Source organism: Microbacterium sp. WHRI 7836 (assembly GCF_040223885.2).
Taxonomy (GTDB): Bacteria; Actinomycetota; Actinomycetes; order Actinomycetales; family Microbacteriaceae; genus Microbacterium; species Microbacterium oxydans.
This window is the reverse complement of record NZ_CP168172.1, coordinates 40,705-61,526: the sequence shown is the minus strand read 5'-3', so window position 1 is coordinate 61,526 and position 20,822 is coordinate 40,705. Positions and strand designations below refer to the sequence as shown.

Annotated in this window: 23 protein-coding genes and 2 pseudogenes; 14 read left to right on the top strand and 11 right to left on the bottom strand. The window is 63.1% G+C overall.

The window, feature by feature from the left end; all coding sequences use genetic code 11:
* The first annotated feature begins 9 nt into the window (after positions 1-9).
* The gene (locus ABRP18_RS18700) at positions 10-1,104 is read left to right on the top strand and encodes a YihY/virulence factor BrkB family protein (RefSeq protein ID WP_045264177.1); all 1,095 of its coding nucleotides are present in this window, start codon (positions 10-12) and stop codon (positions 1,102-1,104) included.
* Positions 1,105-1,137: 33 nt separating this feature from the next.
* Here ABRP18_RS18700 and ABRP18_RS18695 read toward each other — a convergent pair whose 3' ends face one another.
* From ABRP18_RS18695 to ABRP18_RS18685, 3 genes are all read right to left on the bottom strand, one after another.
* The gene (locus ABRP18_RS18695) at positions 1,138-1,854 is read right to left on the bottom strand and encodes a TetR/AcrR family transcriptional regulator C-terminal domain-containing protein (RefSeq protein ID WP_349885763.1); all 717 of its coding nucleotides are present in this window, start codon (positions 1,852-1,854) and stop codon (positions 1,138-1,140) included.
* A 154-nt stretch (positions 1,855-2,008) separates the two neighbouring features.
* A complete protein-coding gene (locus ABRP18_RS18690; protein WP_046746435.1) occupies positions 2,009-2,212 on the bottom strand; it encodes a hypothetical protein in 204 nt (67 codons plus the stop codon).
* A gap of 391 nt (positions 2,213-2,603) precedes the next feature.
* Positions 2,604-3,149 carry a pyridoxamine 5'-phosphate oxidase family protein gene (locus ABRP18_RS18685; RefSeq protein ID WP_295104723.1) on the bottom strand — a complete coding sequence of 182 codons (546 nt, stop codon included), beginning with the start codon at positions 3,147-3,149 and terminating at the stop codon, positions 2,604-2,606.
* Between the two features lie 669 nt (positions 3,150-3,818).
* Here ABRP18_RS18685 and ABRP18_RS18680 point away from each other — a divergent pair.
* Complete coding sequence (locus ABRP18_RS18680; protein ID WP_349885764.1) at positions 3,819-4,622, top strand: MerR family transcriptional regulator; 804 nt, start codon at positions 3,819-3,821, stop codon at positions 4,620-4,622.
* A 194-nt stretch (positions 4,623-4,816) separates the two neighbouring features.
* Positions 4,817-5,452 (top strand): recombinase family protein, encoded by a 636-nt coding sequence (locus ABRP18_RS18675; RefSeq protein ID WP_349885765.1) that lies wholly within the window; start codon positions 4,817-4,819, stop codon positions 5,450-5,452.
* On the opposite strand, the gene ABRP18_RS18670 is transcribed toward ABRP18_RS18675, so the two are convergent.
* Complete coding sequence (locus tag ABRP18_RS18670; RefSeq protein ID WP_349885766.1) at positions 5,424-5,597, bottom strand: hypothetical protein; 174 nt, start codon at positions 5,595-5,597, stop codon at positions 5,424-5,426. The two genes, ABRP18_RS18675 and ABRP18_RS18670, sit on opposite strands and share 29 nt — an antisense overlap.
* 102 nt (positions 5,598-5,699) lie before the next feature.
* The gene (locus ABRP18_RS18665; protein WP_349885767.1) at positions 5,700-6,239 is read right to left on the bottom strand and encodes a hypothetical protein; all 540 of its coding nucleotides are present in this window, start codon (positions 6,237-6,239) and stop codon (positions 5,700-5,702) included.
* 83 nt (positions 6,240-6,322) lie between these two features.
* Between ABRP18_RS18665 and ABRP18_RS18660 the strand changes: the two genes are divergently transcribed.
* The gene (locus ABRP18_RS18660) at positions 6,323-6,694 is read left to right on the top strand and encodes a hypothetical protein (protein WP_349885768.1); all 372 of its coding nucleotides are present in this window, start codon (positions 6,323-6,325) and stop codon (positions 6,692-6,694) included.
* Positions 6,695-7,355: 661 nt separating this feature from the next.
* On the opposite strand, the gene ABRP18_RS18655 is transcribed toward ABRP18_RS18660, so the two are convergent.
* Positions 7,356-8,369, bottom strand: coding sequence for a hypothetical protein (locus ABRP18_RS18655; protein ID WP_349885769.1), 1,014 nt, complete (start codon positions 8,367-8,369; stop codon positions 7,356-7,358).
* A 294-nt stretch (positions 8,370-8,663) separates the two neighbouring features.
* Between ABRP18_RS18655 and ABRP18_RS18650 the strand changes: the two genes are divergently transcribed.
* Both ABRP18_RS18650 and ABRP18_RS18645 read left to right on the top strand, forming a co-directional pair.
* On the top strand, positions 8,664-8,936 hold the full coding sequence (locus tag ABRP18_RS18650; RefSeq protein WP_349885770.1) for a hypothetical protein: 273 nt from the start codon (positions 8,664-8,666) through the stop codon (positions 8,934-8,936).
* Positions 8,937-9,386: 450 nt separating this feature from the next.
* On the top strand, positions 9,387-10,523 hold the full coding sequence (locus tag ABRP18_RS18645; RefSeq protein WP_349885771.1) for a site-specific DNA-methyltransferase: 1,137 nt from the start codon (positions 9,387-9,389) through the stop codon (positions 10,521-10,523).
* Here ABRP18_RS18645 and ABRP18_RS18640 read toward each other — a convergent pair.
* The 4 genes from ABRP18_RS18640 to ABRP18_RS18625 form a co-directional block, all read right to left on the bottom strand.
* Positions 10,520-11,953, bottom strand: a complete 1,434-nt coding sequence (locus ABRP18_RS18640) for a hypothetical protein (protein ID WP_349885772.1) — start codon at positions 11,951-11,953, stop codon at positions 10,520-10,522. The two genes, ABRP18_RS18645 and ABRP18_RS18640, sit on opposite strands and share 4 nt — an antisense overlap.
* A complete protein-coding gene (locus ABRP18_RS18635; protein WP_349885773.1) occupies positions 11,950-13,614 on the bottom strand; it encodes an AAA family ATPase in 1,665 nt (554 codons plus the stop codon). The genes ABRP18_RS18640 and ABRP18_RS18635 overlap by 4 nt, the downstream gene beginning before the upstream one ends.
* Positions 13,615-13,735: 121 nt before the next feature.
* On the bottom strand, positions 13,736-14,035 hold the full coding sequence (locus tag ABRP18_RS18630) for a hypothetical protein (protein ID WP_349885774.1): 300 nt from the start codon (positions 14,033-14,035) through the stop codon (positions 13,736-13,738).
* Between the two features lie 36 nt (positions 14,036-14,071).
* Positions 14,072-14,356, bottom strand: coding sequence for a hypothetical protein (locus ABRP18_RS18625; protein WP_137772167.1), 285 nt, complete (start codon positions 14,354-14,356; stop codon positions 14,072-14,074).
* Positions 14,357-15,331: 975 nt separating this feature from the next.
* Here ABRP18_RS18625 and ABRP18_RS18620 point away from each other — a divergent pair.
* The 3 genes and pseudogenes from ABRP18_RS18620 to ABRP18_RS18610 form a co-directional block, all read left to right on the top strand.
* Positions 15,332-15,477, top strand: a pseudogene (locus ABRP18_RS18620) (AAA family ATPase); the annotation flags it as partial.
* Positions 15,478-15,574: 97 nt separating this feature from the next.
* Complete coding sequence (locus ABRP18_RS18615) at positions 15,575-15,994, top strand: LexA family protein (protein WP_374168985.1); 420 nt, start codon at positions 15,575-15,577, stop codon at positions 15,992-15,994.
* Positions 15,994-16,179 (top strand): annotated as a pseudogene (locus ABRP18_RS18610) (DNA polymerase V subunit UmuC); the annotation flags it as partial. The gene ABRP18_RS18615 and the pseudogene ABRP18_RS18610, both read left to right, overlap by 1 nt.
* A 111-nt stretch (positions 16,180-16,290) precedes the next feature.
* Here the strand turns inward: ABRP18_RS18610 and ABRP18_RS18605 are convergent.
* Positions 16,291-16,680: a heavy metal-responsive transcriptional regulator gene (locus ABRP18_RS18605; RefSeq protein WP_010155367.1), complete on the bottom strand. Its 390-nt coding sequence runs from the start codon at positions 16,678-16,680 to the stop codon at positions 16,291-16,293.
* A gap of 104 nt (positions 16,681-16,784) precedes the next feature.
* On the opposite strand from ABRP18_RS18605, the gene merA reads away from it, so the two are divergent.
* Genes merA through ABRP18_RS18580 form a run of 5 tightly spaced genes read left to right on the top strand, consistent with a single transcriptional unit; the run spans position 16,785 to position 20,648 of the window.
* Complete coding sequence (merA, locus tag ABRP18_RS18600; protein WP_006947556.1) at positions 16,785-18,209, top strand: mercury(II) reductase; 1,425 nt, start codon at positions 16,785-16,787, stop codon at positions 18,207-18,209.
* 20 nt (positions 18,210-18,229) lie between these two features.
* The gene (gene merB / locus ABRP18_RS18595; protein ID WP_010155369.1) at positions 18,230-18,880 is read left to right on the top strand and encodes an organomercurial lyase MerB; all 651 of its coding nucleotides are present in this window, start codon (positions 18,230-18,232) and stop codon (positions 18,878-18,880) included.
* 29 nt (positions 18,881-18,909) lie between these two features.
* Positions 18,910-19,209: a hypothetical protein gene (locus ABRP18_RS18590; RefSeq protein WP_006947549.1), complete on the top strand. Its 300-nt coding sequence runs from the start codon at positions 18,910-18,912 to the stop codon at positions 19,207-19,209.
* On the top strand, positions 19,206-19,724 hold the full coding sequence (locus tag ABRP18_RS18585) for a redoxin family protein (RefSeq protein WP_006947551.1): 519 nt from the start codon (positions 19,206-19,208) through the stop codon (positions 19,722-19,724). The genes ABRP18_RS18590 and ABRP18_RS18585 overlap by 4 nt, the downstream gene beginning before the upstream one ends.
* Positions 19,725-19,727: 3 nt before the next feature.
* Positions 19,728-20,648, top strand: a complete 921-nt coding sequence (locus ABRP18_RS18580; protein ID WP_006947554.1) for a cytochrome c biogenesis CcdA family protein — start codon at positions 19,728-19,730, stop codon at positions 20,646-20,648.
* Positions 20,649-20,822 lie beyond the last annotated feature (174 nt).

Below are 20,822 nucleotides of genomic sequence, written 5' to 3'. Positions count from 1 at the left end.
GAACCTGCGATGACCAGCACAGCCCCCGCCACCCCGCGCAACGCCCCGGACCCCGAAGCATCAGGCAAGCCCGATTCCCCAGACGATCTGCACAAGAGGTCCTGGAAATACGTACTGCGGAAGACGATTCGCGAGTTTTCTTCGGACCAGTGCACCGACATCGCCGCCTCCCTGACGTATTACGCGGTGCTGTCGCTGTTCCCCGGCCTGATTGCAATCTTCTCGCTACTGGGTGTCGTCGGGCAGGGGAAAGCCGCCAGCGATGCGGTGCTGGGAATCATCGAGCAGGTTGCTCCCGGCGACACGGTCGACACGATCCGCGGGCCGATCGAGCAGATCGCCGAGTCTCCGGGTGCCGGTTTCGCTCTCATCACCGGCATCCTGCTGGCGATCTGGTCAGCATCCGGGTACGTGGGAGCGTTCAGCCGTGCGATGAACCGGATCTACGAGATCGAGGAGGGGCGGCCGTTCTGGAAGCTGAAGCCCGTCCAGCTGCTGGTCACCGTGATCACGATCGTGCTGCTCGTGATCGCCGCGATCATTCTTGTCGTCTCCGGCTCGGTCACCAAGGCGATCGGCGACGCACTCGGCATCGGCGACGTGCCCCAGACGGTCTGGTCCATCGCCAAGTGGCCGTTGCTCATATTCATCGTGGTGTTGGTCGTCGCGATCCTCTACTACGCCACCCCGAACGCGAAGCAGCCGAAATTCCGGTGGATCAGCATGGGCGCCCTGCTAGCGATCATTGTGCTCGCACTCGCTACCGCAGCCTTCGGGTTCTACGTCGGAAACTTCTCGAACTACGACCGCACCTATGGATCCCTTGCGGGGATCATCATCTTCTTGCTCTGGCTGTGGATCGCGAACCTCGCGCTGCTGTTCGGCGCGGAGTTCGATGCTGAGCTCGAGCGAGGTCGCCAGCTGCAGGCGGGCATCGCCGCCGAGGAGGACATCCAGCTACCTCCGCGCGACACCCGCAAGAGCGACAAGGCCGCCGAGAAGGAGCGGCAGGACATCGAGAAGGGCCGAGAGATCCGACAGAATGCCGACCCCGACGACACAGCCAAGGACGCGACCACCCCCGGTCCTGCCAGAGAACACTGACGGACGGCCTCGCTCGGGGCGCTCACGCCGCAGCTACTGGGACAGCTCCCCGGCGAAACGGTCGAGGAGTACTTCCAGCGATACTTCGAATTCTTCGTCAGAATGGTCCTCGCTCAGAAGAGCCCGTAGCCGACGGACCTCCGGAGCGTCATCCAAGCCGATGCTCCCGTCACGCTCGGGTATATCCGCGTTTCCTTCGTCGAGCGGTTCTTCCACCGGGCCGGTCTCAGCTCCTCGAACCGCGGATTCCAGCAAGAGTTGACCGAGTAGGAAGCTGCTGAAGGACCGATACGCATCCACCGCTTGCGCGTCGGTGAACCCATGCCCCAGCAGGGTGCTGAGGAACGTGTTCACCACCTCGACGCTACGAAGCGGCGGGCGCAGCCAAGGGGCCGCGGGATGCCGGGTCGCCACTAACGGAAATGCCTGAGGATGATCGATCGCGATCTGACGCACCTTATGGGCGACATCCTGCAGAAAGCCTTGCCAATGCTCGGCCAACTCCTCATCCAGGTTCGATGTCAACTGTCCGAGGAGCAGAGCGATCACACCCTCGAGCAGATCCTCACGCCCGTGCACGTACCGGTAAAGAGACATCGCTTCCACACCCAGTTCCTGAGCAAGGGAGCGCATAGAGAGGCCCTGTGCCCCGGCGCGATCGATCTGGCCTAGGGCGGTCTCGATGATGAGTTCGCGACTTAGGCGCCCGGCCGCTGACCCTCGGGGCTCCCGGCTAGATCCTCTCGACATGACGCGTCATCCCTCCCAACGGTCAGGAACGCACCGTCCCTGCGGGTGCAGATCGGACCGACCGATATATGCCACGGTAACCCTGCTTACAACGTAAGCAGGGTTACCTGCCCTCGGTGCGGTCCTGTACCCACCGGACGCGAGAGCCTGCAGGTCAGTTTTCTCCGTTGGCGGCTTCGTCTTCTTCTGGGTTGAAGTGCGAAGGCGAGTCGGACAGGCCTGCGGCTACCCCGTCGGGGTTCGCGGGGATGGTGTTGTCTTCGCCCAGACCCCCGGGCTTGACCGTTCCCTCGGAATCGTTGGTCGGAGCATCGGTATCGGAGTTCTCGAAGCGTGACGCATTGCTGTCGTTGGTCATGGCCCTCTGCTTTCTCTTTTTCCTGTTTCGGGAGACGGCTAGAGTACCTGCTGCGAACAACCCGGTCGCACACAGCGGGGAGTGACTTCTGCCCGGGCGTTCGGCGGCGATCAGACCCGCGGGAGCAGGTCATCGCCGTGGTGCCGATCGAGGAGCGATTGACAGCTCTCGTGTCAGGGACGATGTCCACAGAGCATGTGTCGAGCTCGCGCGCCGAATCTACGAGTTCTCTTTGGAGGTCCCCCGTTCCGCCGTCACAGCCCTCCTCGGGTGCCCGGAAGTGAGGTCCATACCAGCCTCGCCCTCTTCGATGAGGAGTGGATTATCGGGTCTCGGGTCTCGGGTCCGGGGTGGAGTGGCGGGGGAGCAGTGGGAAGTGCCCCGCCTTTCGTCACGATGGCGTCGGCGGTTCGAAATGCGGGATAGGCGCAGGGCGCTCACCGCGCTTCTCTCGGTGCTGCGCTCGCGCCTTGTCGGTGATCGGTACGGCGTAGGCGGGGGACATGATGGGCGCGAACTTCGGAAACCGGCGGCCTGTGACGACGCTCGGGGTGATCTTCAGCACGAACAGCTTCGGCGTAGCGGTCCATGACTGGAAATGCTGCGCGCCGACGCGGTGAAGCTCAGATTCGCTGGTCACCTGCTCGGCAATGCCACGAACCACGACGCTCCAGAAGTCGGCGTCGTCCGCTCCGTCAACCTCGACTGCGACACGAGACTGCGAGGTGACAGCCAGGAACTTCGAGTCCACCGCTGACCGGATATACATGCTCTCGTCGACAGCGAAGTGATTCACCGGTCGAATGTCGGGGAATCCATCCACACCGACAAAGCCGATTCGGCAGAGCTGCGAGGTTCGCAGCAGCTCCCAGCACTCGGCCTCGTCGAGCTCCTCTGGTTGAGAGCCGTGTTCACGGCTTTCAGTTTTTGCAGTCATCACGAACCTTCCTGAGGGGAGCGGCGCCGAGTCGGCGATGCTCTTATCGTGACGGTCCCACCGGCTAAGGTCCACTCAGGATTGCAAGGGGGTCACTGTAGTCCCGTGCTCCGACTGAGGATAAGACTTCGCCTGCAGAAGATTGGAGACAGGAAATGTCTAACGGGAACGTGCAGACCTACGAGCGAGAGGACGCCTGGCATAACAGGCTCGTAGGGTTTGCCGAGGTCGAGGGCAGTCATCCAATGAAGGCGGACGCGGTCGCGGAAGGTCGCGCTCTTGCTCGAGCGTTGCAGGTCGGCCATCACATCGGCAGTCAAGAGGATGGACCGGCGAACTGAGATCGTGCAGATCTCGCACAGGCAGGAATCAGGTATCGCTGCGTAGCGCCGCGTGGTAGGTAAACGGCGGTCTTCTGTAAGCGGAGGACAGTTGACGGGAGGGGCTGCCCCAAAAGGTCGTCACAATCAGCAAACGGCAGGGGATTCCGGCGGGCCGCGCGACGGGTGTCTCGTGTCGTATGGGGTACGTGACGCCTGTTGCGATTCGGCTGGTGCTATGCACCAAGTGACGTCGATGAGACGTCTCGTGTGCCTAGAGGGCAGACATGACGCGGGAATCGACGGCGATACTTGACTCTGACACTGTGGAAGGCGAGAGAACTGAGACATGTTATCCATCGGAGCCTTCGCGCAGGTCGGCCAGGTGACCCACCGGATGCTGCGGCATTGGGACACCGCTGGCCTGCTCGTACCAGCTCACGTGGACGAGTACAGCGGCTACCGTTCCTACGACCCCTCGCAACTTGAACGCCTGCATCGGATCGTTGCACTGCGGCAACTCGGCTTCGGTCTCGACGACATCTCGTCGATTCTTGAGCGCGGAGTCGATGCGAACCGCATCGACGCTCTGTTGCGTATCCGACGCGCTGAGGTCGAGCAGGAACACCGTATCGCTGCTGACCGACTCGTTGACGTGGAACGGCGGCTCCAACTCATCGAGAAAGAGAACCACATGTCCCGGATAGAGATCGTTGAGAAGTCACTGCCCGCTGTCCGCCTGGCCGCCCGCCGCGTGGTCGTCGCAGATCAACCTGAGGTCGCAAGCGTGGTGGGTCCCGCGTTCGATGCCGTTTCCGAGATCATCGGCGATGAGTGCGGGTCCCTGACGACGCCGATCGCACAGTACGAGACGATCGAAGACGGTCTGCAAGTCATCGCCGGCTACGCCTACAACGGACCCGTCCGCGACGGCTTCGAAGTTGTCGACCTGCCCGCCGCTGAAGTAGCCGTCTGTGGCATCCATCTCGGTTCCATGGACCACATCGCCGAGAGCTGGCAAGCGATCCACGCTGAGGTATTTGCTCGAGGGCTTGTTCACTCAGGGCCGTGTCGGGAACTCTATGTCCGGGCGGTCTCGGAGAACCAATCCGATTGGGTGACGGAGTTGCAGCAGCCTGTTCGTCGCAGCTGAAGCTGTCTATGACGAATCCGCATTCCCCCTGGCTGTTCTCAACAGCTTGATCCATGCTCGCCCCGCCGTAAACGATCGTTTTCGGTGGGGCGGGAGGCGTCGACGAATCGGCGCACGACACGCCGGAAATCCATCCGCCGAAACCCCCTGCCGAAACCCAAACGCACCGAAACATCGGCGGTACCGTTTTCGGCATGGCACACGAAGTCGGATACGCCCGCGTCTCGAAGCGGGAGCAGAACCCCCAAGCGCAAGAGGCCGAGCTGCGCGCGGCCGGCTGCGAACGGGTCTTCGTCGACCACGGCGAGTCCAGCCGAGTCACCGATCGCCCGCAATGGCTCGCATGCCTCGACTACCTCCGACCGGGGGACACCCTCAAAGTCCGCCGCCTGGACCGGCTGGCCGGCAGCGAACGCATCCTGATCGAAACGCTGCAGGACCTCGATAACCGCGAGGTCAACATCGTCAGCCTCACCGAACCCATGATCGACACGACAACCCCGATGGGTCGGGCGCTCTACGGCATCGTCGCCGTATTCGCGCAGCTCCGCGTCGACACCATCCGAGACAACACACAGCGCGGCCTCGACTACGCACGCAGCCAGGGGCGGGTCGGCGGCCGCCCGAGCGTGATGACGCCCGAGCGTATCGCGACCGCCGAGCAGATGCGTGCGGAGCATCAGAGCTGGGAGAGCATTGGCCGCGTGCTCGGCGTCGGAGCCTCCAGCGTCAGACGGGCGTTGAGCGGTGCCTCACTCGAGGCTGAAGGCTTTTCACTCGAGTTGAGTTTGACGCCGGGCGCTACCGCTGTTGCGTCTGCTGATTCTTGATACGGATGTCCGCCTCGATGGCGCGCTTGCGATCCTCTTCATCCCGCTTGCGCTTTGCTTCGGCTTCCTTAAGAACCTTCTCGGCCATTCGCACTTCCGAGTAAGGCGGCGAGCCAGCGAGGTTCGGAGGCAGATCAGCGGCCATGGGTTTCCCTCTTCTCGATCAGGATGTCGACCCAGCGTAGGGCAGCCGCGATCTCGACTCAAGAACCGGGCAGTTTTTTCTGCAGCCATCAGGCGGTCGGGGCTAGGCGGGAGGGAGGAGGCGCTTCAGCGCGAGAGATGCCCCGACTCCGGCGGCGTGGGATCGCAGTCGACCCGTGTTGTAATCGCCCCACCACGTCTCTTTCTTCGCACGGTTCTCCCCGCGGCGATCCGGGTGATCGTGGTCCATCTCCAGCACATCGGCGGCCGTCATCAGTTCCACGGACGAACTGGCGCGCCATGATCCACGTGTGGACTCGTATTGAGCGTATTCCTCGGAGTAGGTCACGAGGTAAAGACCGCCGTCTGAGGCGAGAATCCAGTGCTTCCTCATCCGCCATTCGCTGAGCTTGTGCGGATGATTGTTCGTCTCGCCGTTGTTCGAGACTTGGAGCAACGGCCAGTGCGACCCGAAGAGTTCCACTTCGATGAAGTGACCATCGCCCGCGTCCGTTCGTTTGCCGCGGATCGATGTCGTAGGGCGAACTTTCGTCTCTCGCGCTACGCGCTTGGCATAGGCGCGCAACCGTTCCAGGTTGAGGTCGGACGCGACGTACGGTTTTCGGTCAGTCGTCTGTCCCATGGAAGAAGATTCGCACAGCAACAGGTCCCCTGACCAGGATAAATTTGGGGTGGCAAGTCGATGAGCGTGCCGAGCAGCGCCGGTTGCGTACCATCGAGACCGTGCTGTCCCTACTTCGCAAGAAATTCTTCTGCGAGAAACTCCTGGGCGGCGATCACCTTCCGGTTGTCTCCGATTCTCATCCAGATATCCGGCGCGACGTTCCCATAGATGGCAGCGTGCACTGTCAACTCAGGACGAAGCGCAAGAAGCGGGTCCCTCAGGGCGACATCGAACGCATCGTCGAGTTGGTCAGGAATGATGAAAACTGCGGTTCCTCGATCGGCGTCGATGCACATCCACGAGAAATGCCCGATCGAACTGTAGGCGAATCCGTCATCCTGCGCAGTGGACCCAGCGAACGCCGGGACGTCTGCGAAGAGCCTCTTAATCAGGAACGGGAGCTCAAAGTTTGATGCAACGGACCAAGCGGTAGGTGCGTCGTTCATCCCCTCGGTAAGAGCGTTAACGAGGATCGGCTGTGAAGTGACCATACCTAGACTTGTCCTTAGACTCTCGTAGCTGCCATAGAGGCAGCACCACCAGCGAATACGGGGTTCTGTGCGGCTGCTTTGACTTGAGATGCGAGATCCGCCACAGACCCTCCCTTCGGTGGCTTGAGAGTAGCGGACATCGATGCGTTGTCGCAGATCCGAGACCTGCTCCCGCGCGTCGACACCCCCGTGTACCCAATGAGCTTCGTCAGCTATGCCGGCTTCCTGTCTCATAACTAACCTCGCGTACCGGTCCGTGAGCCGGTGGTTGCGGCACGTAGTTATGAGAATCTGATCGGCGCGGGACTACGGCCCGTTCGTCGTGTTCGCCTGGGGTCGGGTGAGACGCCTCACAAGGCTAGGGATATGAGAGCGTCATTGTGTCGCAGAGGAAGGCCCGAGTGCGTCTTGGCCGCCCCGCTGGCAGGCGTACGACCTCCGGTCCAGAGCGTCCAAGGTGACTAATGGCAGACGCGCTCGTGGCGCCGATCCGCCTGCCACCCGAGGAGCACATTGGCTGGCCGCCCGCGCCACTTGATGCAGAGGCATCCGGGGGCATCGGCGAGATGCTAATGCCCCAGAGTTAAAATGTTTGGGGAGAGGGCGCTAGGGACACCGCATCGCCGAAGTCGTCCGCAAGGCTCTCGACCAGCCCGTCCGCCGCAAGGGAGACGTCAGATCGCATGGAGACTACCTCCTCCGTGTGAACGAGATCGTGCTGCGACATGTTGCGAATGGAATCAATCACCTCCAGGACTGGAAACTCGGCACGTTTTCGCAGCTCGTCTGTGATGTAGCGGTCCTCGGCGTCGGGAAGGTCAATGCGCGAAGGGGCTCCGGCATCGGCGCGAAGGAAAGCGCGAACGAGGTAGAAGCTCTTGTAGTAGAGCTCGCTGAAGCCACCGTCATAAGGCAACGGAAGGCGGACGAGATTGAGGGTTCCGTCGTGTCTGGGGTGGTCTCGCTCGTTTTCCTGCGGGTAGATCCCGAGGCGAAGGCCCATGGCACCCTCCAGTCCGCTCGAACGGGACTTGACTGTGGTTCCCACCCACTTGTCGCTGGAGGGATTACCGACGAAGAGGTCTGCCTTCCACACGCCCGAGATCGAACGAGGAAGCTTCTCCCCCCGGCCCTTCGCCTGGAAGGTCTCAATGATGTCAGGAATATATCGCTGAAGCTTCGGTGGGTGTCCCCGCTGCCCTACATATAGACGAGAGTCCGGCGTGAGCGCGTCGGTGACGGACTCCAGCACCGGAATTCGTCCATCCTTCTCAGGCCCGAACAGGATTGAGTCGGCCCCGCCGCTGATATTGCAGTGGTCCTCCAGCACTTCGCTTGCGAGTGTCCAGATGAGGGGGTGCCGGGTCGCAATCGCTTCGTGCACGGTCCACTCGAAGCAGATACCGGCATCCCCGTTCCCCTCTCGAAATTCCCGCGCAAGGTCCTGCAGGGTGATCGACTGATAGCCCCCAAGGCGATGTACTCGTGCCATCTGAAGGGAGTACAGAGTGGCCTCGAGGACAGGCGCGACCATCGAAAACTTTGCCATCACGGGGTCGCTGACTTCGGCCGTTTGAAAGCTACGCATTGTCCGCATGCTGCCGATGTTAGCGGGAATCGAGCGCGGCCCGACGGCCTATGTTTCTTGCGCGGCGGATCACAATCTGCCTACAGCTTTGGAGTCCGATCTACAGGCCGCACGCGATGCTCGGAGCAGCCATCCTCTTCGGTGGGGCTCCCGCAGGAGCGCCGAGTAACACGCAGATGACCCCTTCACGGGTAGGGGTCATCTGCGTGTTAGATGAGGGCACCCAGCCGCTTTCTTCCACGGACCGGTTATCTGTGATTGGGTCTCACCATGACATCTCGCCGTTCGAACACCGTCGATTACATGACCCAGTGCACCGTGATCATCACCTACGTCGACGGCGATCGTCAGGACCGTCTGGTCTACGAGCGGCCGCAGCCGCAGATCCCCGACGGCCGGCTCACAACGTTCGACCGTATCCGGCTATCGCAGTTCCCCACCGATGACGAGCTGGACATCGAAGCGAAACGGATCTTCTCAGACATGAAATTCAACAATCGAATCGGAAACGAAGCATCACTGAGTTCGATCTTCATCGCCCGCACCGCAGCGGCAGCGGTCGAGATGGGCCTCTAGCGTCTGCGCGCCCTTTGCGCTGGCTTGGCGTCGACTCTGTGTTCTTTCTTGCGCGCGGCAACGTAGTTCGCCGTCGGGGCGAGCGTTTCTCCGCGGGAGTAAACCCCAGTACTCAGCCGATGTCTCCCCAGAGACGGGCGGCAGAACGCTCACCCCGACGTTGGGAACTGCCGGCAAGCCAGCAGGAGTGTTCTAGCCAAAAGTCTCTATCGCGGTTCGTGCCGGGGCGGGGTTAGCTCCCTTTGATCTATCGTCGCGCTTCCCGCATCACGAAGACGTCTGCACGTTGCGGTCCTGCGGCTCGCTTCAGAGCCTAGGGGAGCGAAGCTGGCGTCGAGGGGTGATCCGCGAGCCGACTGGCGCATGTCCTGAAACGGCGCGCCGGTATGCTCTGTCCCCGGTCGCGGCTAGTCTGAATCCAACGTAATCGGCGTCGTCGGACGGAGAAGCATGTCGGAAGCGAAGTCGACACCAAAGCCCCTTGCAAGGCCTACCGAACATCCAAATCTGGGCGTTGTCACCGTTGGATCTCTTGCTGAGTGGGACGCTGAGTTAGCGAAGCCGGACGCCCAAGTAGTCCGTGGTGACGCTCGTGAGACAAACCTCGATTCGCACTCCGTCGATCTCGTTGTTACGTCCCCGCCATATTGGCAGAAGCGCGACTATGGGCATGCGGATCAGATCGGTTTGGAGTCGACACCTCAGGGCTACGTGTCCTCCATGATGGATTGTCTGACCGAGTGGAAACGGGTTCTTCGACCTGGAGGCTCAGTCTTTCTGAACGTCGGCGACACCTACTTCCGTCGATCGCTCGTTGGTATTCCGGGCCGACTTGAGGCTGCTGCGGTCGATAACGGGTGGACGATTCGTAACCGGATTATCTGGGCGAAGGACGGCGGGATGCCAGAGCCTGCCACCAACAGACTCGCCAATCGGCATGAGTACATCATTCATCTAGCGCCACGTCAGAACTATTACTACGACCTCACTGGGTATCAGGAATATCTAGGGGTCAATGCCAACCCGGGCGACGTTTGGCGAATCAATCCCGAGCGAAACCTAGGCGCACATCTGGCCCCGTTCCCGCGGGAGATCGTTCGTAGAGCGATCGCGCTCGCTTGTCCTCCGCAGGTTTGCGAGACTTGCGGACGTCCGCGCAGGCGTGAGCTTGAACGCACAAATGAACTCAACCTGGAACGCCCGCAGGCGCGGCGAGCGACGGAGCTCGCTCGCGAACACGGTTTGACTGATGCCCACATCCGCGCGATCCAGGCAACGGGGGTTTCGGACGTCGGCAAGGCGACGAAGTTCCAGAACGGCACGGGTCGCAATTCAGCTGACGTGCAACGTCTCGCCCGCGAGGCGAAGGCAGTGCTCGGAGGATACTTCCGAGAGTTCACATTCGCAAAGAAGCGCACCGTCGGGTGGACTGACTGCGGCCATGGAACCCCTGCGCGTGGAGTCGTGTTGGACCCCTTCACCGGAACCGGAACGACCTTGCGTGTCGCAAACGAAATGGGACGTGACGCCGTTGGCGTAGACCTGGTGCCGATGGTCGAAGGACTGCCTGGCGCGGTCCATATCTAAGTAGGGTCATTCGCCAGGATTTCTATCACATCGGCCATGTTCTTGGTCTCCGCCTCGAGGTCCGGAGCATCCAGGGCAATTCTGTACTGATAGATGACAATCTCACCGATACGGCCTGTTACGAACAGACGAGTGTCAGGCGACTCCTGGCCTGTGTGTTGATGCGGGTGAATGGATACGACTCTTGTTACGCCTCGGTTGACGGCATAGGTGACTAGCTGTCTCACGTCGTCTGTTGCCGCAGCCGCCTTCACTACTTTGTACTTCGCGTCGAGCACCATCAGGGTGCGACCATCCTCGTTCTCAATGAGGACATCCGGCTCGATAGGGGCAGTCGGAGTCTTGAGAACGGCCCAGACGGGTCGCGAACGGAGGCGAGTTGGCACGTCTTCCGGTTCGGAGTCGGAGTAGAGGTGGATCACTTCGCGGAGTGCATTGCCGTTTCGAACGACCAGGCCTGTGTCCGATAGATGAGCTGCAAGCCGGACTCGAACGAACGTTTCGAAGAGAACCTCGGTATCGACCAGAAGCGACTGGAATGCAAGCTGCCCGCTGGCAGCATCGAGCGAGAAACCACGTCGAAGCAAGAGGGCTACAGCGAGGGGTAGCGCGTAACTGTACGACCCTCGGTGCGCGGGCATGGGCAGTCTTCCCTGTACCCGCGCGTCCAATAGGTAGTGCTGGCTACTGTCGGGCTCGACGTGCCGCCAGTGATAGAGCAAGGCGTCGATCTTTCGCGCACGCTTTTCCTGCCGCTCTCGTGCGGCACGCAGTGCTTTGCGCGTGTCGGGTCGCTCGGTCCCGTCGGCACTGCGGGGGTCAAAGTTCTCGGTCCAATGCTTGGCCCACACGAGTGCGGCCAGCAGGCATTGGTTGGGAGGATTCGTGGCAGTCCTCTCGAAGTGCTCTGAGGTCACAAGGTATCCGGCCCCACGCGCCGCGAGCCGCATTGTGGCACCCGCCACGAGGCGACCCCGCGGATGCGACGACACCTCCCGTCGTCGCTGGTAAACGCGATACACACCTTCGAAGACGACGGCATCCATCGCCGTCAGAAACTCATCCACAAGGTGATCCAACATGCCATCAGAAGCAGACGAGACCGTCTCATACCCACGCCGGAAGGTGGTCGCATGAACTATCGCATCCGTCCGTCCCACCGCCCGCAACATGGCCGTGATAGATGCTGGCGCTTTGGGTCTGACGTGGACGGCGTACTCGTCGGTCAAAGGCAAGATGCCAACGCAGCCCCGGACAAACAGGGCGCCCCGCATCGGCACCATTCCGCCCTCAATTGCGGACCTATCCGCGGGTGACCGAAGTTCAACGAACCTCATGGCTTCCTGACGGATTCGAAGCTGCCCACCCTGGCTCAACTCCGCAACATCAATCGGGATCTCTCCCTGCTCGACTGCTTCGACCAACCTCACCTGGGCTGAGACTCCTCCGCCACTGCGGCTTCCACGCCCGTTTCGACGGGATCGGGAGGTGCGATGGCGGCGGGGGCAAAGATTGCCTCCCACTCGTTGGAGAACCGCGTCCGAAGGGCAGGGTCTAGCCGGAACGCGCGGTCCACCAGGTGTGACAGTTGATATCGCCATGTTCGGCGCAATGAGGCTTCGTCTGTGGCATCCCAAAGGTAGGTATGTCCCACGGCCGCGGTTGGCGTCGTTTCGCTCTGTGTGTTCATCGCGTTGAACCAGTTGATGACAGCGGCGGCAAGGGCCGGCTCCATAGCGTTCTCGTCCAGGCGCTCGCGTAACGCCGATGCGTCCGGGTTGGTGGCAATCTTGCCAAACCTTCTCTCAAAAGCAGCATCGACCTCATCCACGCCCCGATCCAAGGGGTTCATGGTGGCTATGATCCGAAGGTTCTTGGGGACGCTGAATTTTCTGCCAGAGGGGAGCGTAAAGAGCTGGTTCCGGCGGGAACGTTCGATGTAGGTCAACGCCTCGCCAAAGACGCGCCCCACATCGCCTCGGGAAAGTTCATCGATCACGAGAATGTAGAGCTTGTCGGGACGTTCCCTCGCCCTCTCACAGAAATCCACGAAGACGCCGTTGCGGCGCTCGAATCCGCCTTCGGGCCCCTCCTTCGGTCTGTACCCCTCGATGAAGTCATCAAACTGATAGGACTGGTGGAACTGGGTAAAGGTGAATCGTTCTTCTTCGAAGTCGGCAAGAGCTCGCGCAACCGCAGAGGCCCGGTGGGACTTTGAGGTCCCCGGTGGACCGGAGAGTATTGCACCCCAATACTGGTCGAGTACATCCATAACCTCGACTAGGGCCGGATCGTCCCGGTCGATGACGGGCGCGTCGGGCGCTGACGTCGCCCGATCAGCATGCTCCTCATAGCCGACCCCTAAGGCCGCTGCATCGAGTTCTCTCACAACTCCGCCCATTTCGATCCGCTCAACTTTAAGCGTCGACTGCCCGCCGCTTGGCTTACCGCCGAGTGTCGCGAAGACTGGATCGGCAGCGGGCACAGCATTCCAGTCAAACAGTGCTCGTTCCGCTACCGCGTCACCTTCAGGAGTCGTCCATTCGAAGTGATTTTGAAAAGCCTCAAGAAGCGAGTCGACCTCTGGACGTGCGTCTCTCGGCTCAACTGAGAAGGATCGATTGCGGAAGAGGAACGCAGCGACGGCCCAAGCTGGGACTGGATGGCCATCGAGGAGCGTGTCAAAAATGGGAGTGGGATCAGGGGATCCATCTTCGTAGGTTGGCAACCGGAACGCTCCGTCACCGCCGATGAAAAGCGCCCTGGCGTCAGGGCGCAACGAGCTCTGGGCGTAGCTACCTGCCAAGTTGGGATTCATCCAGAATGCTGAGGGCTGCGGTTGCCTGGTGTTCACGAACGGTCGGTAATGAGGCTTCCCAGGTGGACCCCCGGGGACCGAGAGCCAGCGATGTATCTCGTCGTTGTCTTGCGGCAAACGATCGAACCGTCGACTTTCGACGGCTGCTCTGCGGAGCTGGAGATACAGCACGAACTGCTGGTGAATTGGTCGCGAGGTCAGTACGGCGGTCGCCTCACGTACTGCTTCCTCAGTTAGACACCATTCGTGTTCCAGGCGGCCATCATCGCTCATGGCTTTACGTTATCGTCTGGGCCGGTCGCAGGCGACGACGCCTCACCCTGACATAATAACGACTATCAGTGCGGGGGAGGGACGTGGATCACTCCTGTCAGCACCGCGCGAGACCTGAAGTTTAGTGGGAGAGCTGGTCAAGAATAAGTTCGCCCCGAGTGTTGAGCTGGTCCATCATGCGAGTGACTCGTTGCGGATCGACAGATGGCATCACGGCGTCGTCGAACGCGATAATCAACGGGATGTTCGGGTGCACCCAGATCGTGAGTCGACCATCGGCAGTCGTTGTATCTGCCAACCAAGTCATCATGAAGCTCTCTTGCCGTCGCAGTTTCGTCGCGATCACGATTTTCAGGTGGGCCAGAGTATCGTCATCGACTCCGATAGGTGGTCGGGCCGCGTTGTATTCGATTCGTCCCATAGACAGGACATTACGCTTACGGCGGTAGTTGTTCGCCTATGGGGCAACCGGCGGCGGCTGATGGGGGATCGGGGTCGGCCGCGTCGAGCGGTTCCGCGTCTCAAGCAGTCGGACGTTCTCGAGTACCTCGATCGGTGACATATATCGTGTTGCGGCGGGGATCTCGCGCATCCACATCACTTCGACCTCGTACTCGTCGACTTGATAGATACAGCCGACGGTTCGGCGAGGATCGTTTGCCTCGTATCGATGATCGAGGATCAACCATTCGTACTCCGCGACCTTGCGAAGATCGAACCGGGGATCGGGAAGTCCAGTCATGTCACCCTCCATCCGAAGGCAGTATCGATCTGGCTTGGCTGACGTGATAGCACCTTGACAGGAGAACTCAGGAGGTTATCTGAGTTGTTCGGATTCGGTGCTGCTCGTCGCATGGGGGAGTGCCGACCAGTTCGACATACTGGAGACCTATCGGTCGGCGGCATTAGACGGGGTGACGGTGAGCCGATTTTGGGGGTACAGTCCGAGGCAGAGCAGCCCCGGGTTGTGCCTGGGGCACCACGGTCGGGCCGCTCCGGTGAGGTTTTCTGCTCGATGGGTTGAGTCTCTGGCGGGCAGGGGCCTTGCTGTCGCCACCTCTAACTCTGCTGACCCAATGGGAGCGTCTGATTACTTCCGAGCAAGAATTACGAACCTTCAAGGTGGCGGTACTTCGTCAGTACGCCGCTGATGTTCGAGAGCGCGCAGAGACTACGGGTTCGGGTGAGCTCGCAGCAGTCGTCGCGGATCTCCTTGAGAGTCGTGCGGCCAGAATCGAAGCGGGTGAGCTCGACTACTCCTCGATTTCCGCGGAAGAATTCGGTGCAGATGCGGCAGGCGCGCGTCACACGGAACCCGGTACCTGTTAGCACCACCCAGCATCCAGGGCCCGAGAAGGTACTCGGGAGCCCAGGTGTGGTGGGGCTTCCGGACAGATTCTAGACGAACCTCAGACCGGTATATATACTTTTGGCTAGCGAGGAAGTCACCCGGTCTGGGGATGGGGTCTATCGGCTCCTCGCTCGGGGGCTTCCGCTCTGTCGGTGCGACTGGGGCGGTCGATGCGAGAGGGGGCCCCTCAATCCCACTGCCGCCTACTGCCGCGAGTGAACTTGACGAATGGGAGAGTCCCGAATCGCCCTAGGTTCGGTCCCATTGGATTCCCTGGTCGGCAAGGCAGGGTCGGTCGATCTTGGTCAGCGTGGTACACCGTTGAGGCGCTGTACTCGAGAGCTGCCAGCTCGACCCGTTCGCCACGTCAAGTACACCTTCGTCGCCCGCCTCGTCGAAGCCGCCGAGGTCAAGACAATGGCGTAGACCTTCGCGCGATATGCCGCGTCGACTTGCTCCTGATCGACGAGCTCGGCTACATGGAGCTAGACCGACGCGGAGCGAATGTTCTGACATAATTACTATTATCGGCTGTAGCTCGTGTCGTTAGGATAGAACATATATTCTATATCTCCTGGGTGATTGCAGGAGGTAAGCGTGCAGCGTGTCATCGTACGCAGAGTGCAGCCGGCGGCGGCGCTGCTGCTGCTCGCCGCCGCCGACGCGGTGCCGGCGGGTTTCCCGTCGCCCGCGCAGGATTACTACGACGGCCCGATCGACCTGACCGAGATGCTCATCGACGACCAGGCCGCGACGTTCCTCGTTCGCGCTGCCGGCGACTCGATGAGCGGCGCCGGCATCAGCTCGGGTGATGAGATCCTCGTCGACCGATCGAAGCATCCCCGCGATGGGGATGTCGTGGTTGCGATCCTCGACGGTGAGCTCACGCTGAAACGGCTCTCATTGACGGGATCCGGCGTCACGCTGCGCTCGGAGAACCCCGAGTATCCCGACATCCATGTGCCCGCGTTGTCCGACCTGCAGGTGTGGGGCGTCGCGACGTACTCGCTGCATCACCTCCGCCGCTGATGATCGCCCACGTCGACGTCAACAGCGCCTACGTCAGCTTCGAGCGCGTGTTCAATCCGCGACTCGAGGGGATCCCCGTCGTCGTTCTCTCGAACAACGACGGCATGGTGGTCGCCAGCTCCCAGGAAGCGAAGGCGCTGGGCCTGGATCTCGGGAAGCCGTGGTTCGAGCTGCGCCCGCGCGCAGCCGCGTATTGGTAGTGCGCGTTATTTGATTTGGCGCTATTTGGCGGACGGGGGATTCTGCACGACTTTCCGTTCTCGTCGCTTGGGAGAGCCGAGAGGATTTTCCGTGAGCTACAGGTACCGGCAGACCTGGTCCGCGCTGCACGAGTCGGGGTCGGGCTGCGCGGCGTCGTGCCTGAGCTCGGCGATGGTGTCTCGGAGCGCTGTGAGCTGGGCGATCTGCTGCTCGATCTCGGCGAGGCGCGCGTCGAGGAGATCGCGCACGTGCTCGCAGGGAGCAGCGCCGCCGTCGCGGATGTCGAGGATCTGGCGGATCTGGGCGAGGGTGAGGCCCGCGGCCTGGCCGCGGTGGACGAAGTCGATCCGGGCGGCCGTCTCGGGCGCGTAGTCGCGGTATCCGGACGGCGTGCGCTCGGCCGGGGGCAGCAGGCCCTGCTCCTCGTAGAACCGCAGCGTCTTCGCCGTCGTTCCCGCCCGCTCGGCGAGTTCCCCGATGCGCATCGCAGGCCCCCTTTTCTTTCGGCAGAAGCCTTCTTGACCTTCCCCTGCACTGGAAGGTCCAGTATGGCCGAGAAAGAAGAGAAACCCAAGTGACGGGAGCTGCGATGCCCACGAAGTACGACCTCGCCATCATCGGATCGGGCGGTGGTGCGTTCGCCGCCGCGATCCGCGCGACCACGCTCGGCAAGTCGGTGGTGATGATCGAGCGCGGGACGCTCGGTGGCACCTGCGTGAACACCGGCTGCGTGCCGTCGAAGGCCCTGATCGCCGCGGCCGACGCACGGCACTCCGCGGCCGACACCGCCGACCGGTTCCCGGGGATCGCGACGACGGCGGGGCCAGTGGACATGCCCGCCCTGATCGCCGGGAAGCAGGCGCTGGTCGAGTCGCTGCGGGGCGAGAAGTACGCCGACGTCGCCGACTCCTACGGTTGGGCCGTCCGCCGCGGCGACGCCGCGTTCGCCGGCACCCCCGACGCACCGGTCCTCCAGGTCGCCGGGGACGACGGGAGCACCGAGACGATCGAGGCCGGGCACTACCTGGTCGCGACCGGCTCTCGGCCGTGGGCCCCGCCGATCGACGGCCTGGACCAGACCGGGTACCTGACCTCGACCACGGCGATGGAGCTGACCGAACTCCCTGAGTCCCTGCTCGTGCTCGGCGGCGGCTACGTCGCCCTGGAGCAGGCGCAGCTGTTCGCCCGGCTCGGCTCCCAGGTCACCGTGCTGGTCCGGTCCCGGCTCGCGTCGAAGGAGGAGCCGGAGGTGTCCAGGACGCTGCAGGAGGTGTTCGCCGACGAGGGCATCCGGGTGGTCCGCCGCGCGCTGCCGACGCGGGTGTCCCGCGACGCCGCGACCGGGCAGGCCGTCGTCACCGCGGACGTCGCCGGCGGCCGGGAGGAGTTCCGCGCCGACCAGGTGCTCGTCGCCCTCGGACGACGACCGGCCACCGATGGGCTCGGCCTCGACAGGGTCGGGGTCAAGACCGGGGACCTCGGCGAGGTGGTCGTCTCCGACCGGATGCAGTCCTCCCACCCGCGGATCTGGGCCGCGGGCGACGTGACCGGCCACCCCGAGTTCGTCTACGTCGCCGCCCACCACGGCACCCTCGTCGCCGAGAACGCGTTCGCCGACGCCGATCGGGCCGTGGACTACGCCCGACTGCCGAGGGTGACGTTCACCGGCCCGGCGATCGGCGCGGTCGGGATGACCGAGAAGGACGTCGTCGCCGCCGGGATCCGCTGCGACTGCCGCGTCCTGCCCCTGCACCACGTGCCCCGCGCACTGGTCAACCGCGACACCCGCGGCTTCGTCAAGATCGTCGTGGACGCCGACACCGGGAAGATCCTCGGCATCACCGCCGTCGCCAAGGACGCCGGCGAGCTCGCCGCCGCCGGGGTCCACGTGCTCGGCAAGACGGTCGCCGAGGTCGCCGACGCCTGGGCCCCCTACCTGACCATGGCCGAGGGCATCCGGATCGCCGCCAAGGCCTTCACCACCGACCCGTCGCTCCTGTCGTGCTGCGCGTGAACGAACTGGAGGAACCCACGATGTCTGACCTCAGCATGCAACTGCCCGAGCGGCTCAGCCGACTGGGAGAGACCGGCCTGCTCATCCCGCTGCTGCGGCTGCTCGCCGACGGTGACCCCGTCACCGTCCAACAGCTGTCCGTGGCTGCGGGCCGCACGATCGACGAGGTACGGCTCGGACTGGCCGCGATGCAGGACACCGAGTACGACGACCAGGGCCGAATCGTCGGCCAGGGCCTCACGCTGCGCCCTACACCGCACCGGTTCACCGTCGACGGTGAGGAGCTCTACACCTGGTGCGCCCTGGACACCCTCATCTTCCCGGCCCTCCTCGATCGCCCAGCGCGCGTGGAGTCCGTCTCCCCGGCCAGCGGAGAGACGATCCGCGTCACCATCGATCCGGTTGCCGGTGTCACCGGCGTCACACCCCCGAGCGCCGTGGTGTCGCTGGTGAACCTGGAGCAGATCACCTCGATCCGCTCGGCCTTCTGCAACCAGGTGCACTATTTCGCCTCCGTCGACGACGCCACCGGGTGGCTCTCTGAGCATCCCGGTGCCGAGGTGGTGTCGGTGGCCGAGGCCTACCGGATCGGCAACGAGCTCACAACGAGCCTGCTCGACCTGCTTCAGGACGACACCCCGGTGGCCGACGACTGTCCCCGCTGCTGTTGACCCGCGACACAGAAGGATTCGAGAACGCTATGACCTCCAAACACGACGACCGAACGCGAGGCGGTGGCCTACTCCTGGGAGCCGGTGCCGTGCTCCTCATGACGATCTGCTGCGCGCTGCCCGTGCTCATCGCCGGCGGAATGCTTACTGGCATCGGCGGGCTCCTTCTCGGCAACCCGTGGGTGATCGGCGTGGGCATTGCGCTCCTCGCGATCGTGCTGCTCGTCGTCGTCCGCCGCCGAACCCGCCGCGGCCGTGTCGAACCTGACTGCTGCCCGCCCACCGAATCCGCTCACCGCACCGACCCGAAGGGCGAACAGAACCAATGATCAGCTCCCGCGCCCGTCGTTCGCTCGCCACCCTCCTGCTCGCAGGCTCGCTCATCCTGACCGCCTGCGGCACCGTTGATAAGGATCCCGTCTCTGCCGAGACTGCCACCGCCGCGACGGTGACCAGCATCGACGCTCAGCGGATCAGCCTGCCCGCCGCCGGGAAGCCCACCGCGGTGTTCTTCTTCTCCGTCGGCTGCGGCGAATGCGTCGGCGGAGTCCGATCCCTCGGTCAGGCGGCAGCCGCGGCCGAGGAGGCCGGCATCGATGCCCAGTTCCTCGCCGTCGACATGGATCCGCGCGAACCTACCGAGACCATTCAGAGGTTCATGGAGTACGTCGACGCCGTGCATGTCCCCGCCGCCATCGACGAGGGCGCGGCGCTGTCCCAGCGCTTCGGGGTCGCCGCGCTGTCTACACTGATCATCGTCGACAGTGACGGACAGGTGACCTTCCGCGCCACCGACCCCGACGCCGATACGATCGTCTCCGCGCTCCACAAGGCCGGGGCCTGAGCGATGGGCGGACTCCTCGCCCTTGCCTTCGCCGCCGGGATGATCGCCCCCGTCAATCCCTGCGGCTTCGCGCTGCTCCCGGCCTGGATCACCCATGCGCTGGGCGACGCCGCCTCTTCCTCAGCCCCGGTGCGCCTGCTGCGCGCCCTACGGGCTGGCCTCGCGCTGACGATCGGGTTTGCGGGCACGCTCGCCTTGGCTGGCGTCGCGGTAAGCGCCGGCGCACGGGGCCTGATCCAGGCCGCCCCAGCCCTCGGCCTCGCCGTCGGGATCCTGTTGGTGCTGCTCGGCGGGGCGATGCTAGCCGGACGCTCTATGTCCCTCCGGCTTCCCGGCATACCCGGCCGCGCAATCGAACGGCTGCCCAGCGCCGTGCGCATGGTCGTCTTCGGCGTCGGCTACGCCGCGGCCTCGCTGTCGTGCACCTTCGGCGTACTCCTCGCGGTCATCGCCCAGGCCCAGGCGACAGCCAGTTTCGTCGGGCTGCTCCTCGTCTTCGCCATCTATGCCGCCGGCTCCGCCACCGTCCTGCTGCTTGTCGCCGTGGTCGCCGCCGTAGCCGGTTCTGTGCTGTCCAGGCGGATCGCCGCACTGACACGATTCGTTCCCAAGGTCACCGCCGCCGTCCTGATCCTCACCGGCGTCTACCTGGCTTGGTACTGGTTTCCAGTTGTCGTCGGCGATGCCCCTTCCGCAGGGCGCACCGACGTCGCCGCTGTCTCGGCGACGATATCGAACTGGCTCCAAAGCAACACCGGCGTCATCGCCGGCCTGTCTACCACCGTGGTGCTCATCGTGCTACTAAGCGGATTCCTTCATCAACGCCGTCGGAACTCCGGACGGAGGACCGAGGAGGACTGCTGCGACCCTCAGTCGACGCACTCTCCCGGGGACCGGCCGAGCGTGCCGACCGAGCGGCATTGAGCGGCTCCTGCACGTCAAGGTCATACGACGTGGTTGACCGGAACGACGAACTCGGACACCAGACGCCCTCCCACCCGACGCCGATCATCGGACACGGCGTGGGTGTTGTTCGTGGCCTATGTCGAAGGAGAGCGCGGCCACGATCAGGACGAGTTGACCGCCGAGCAGAATCGG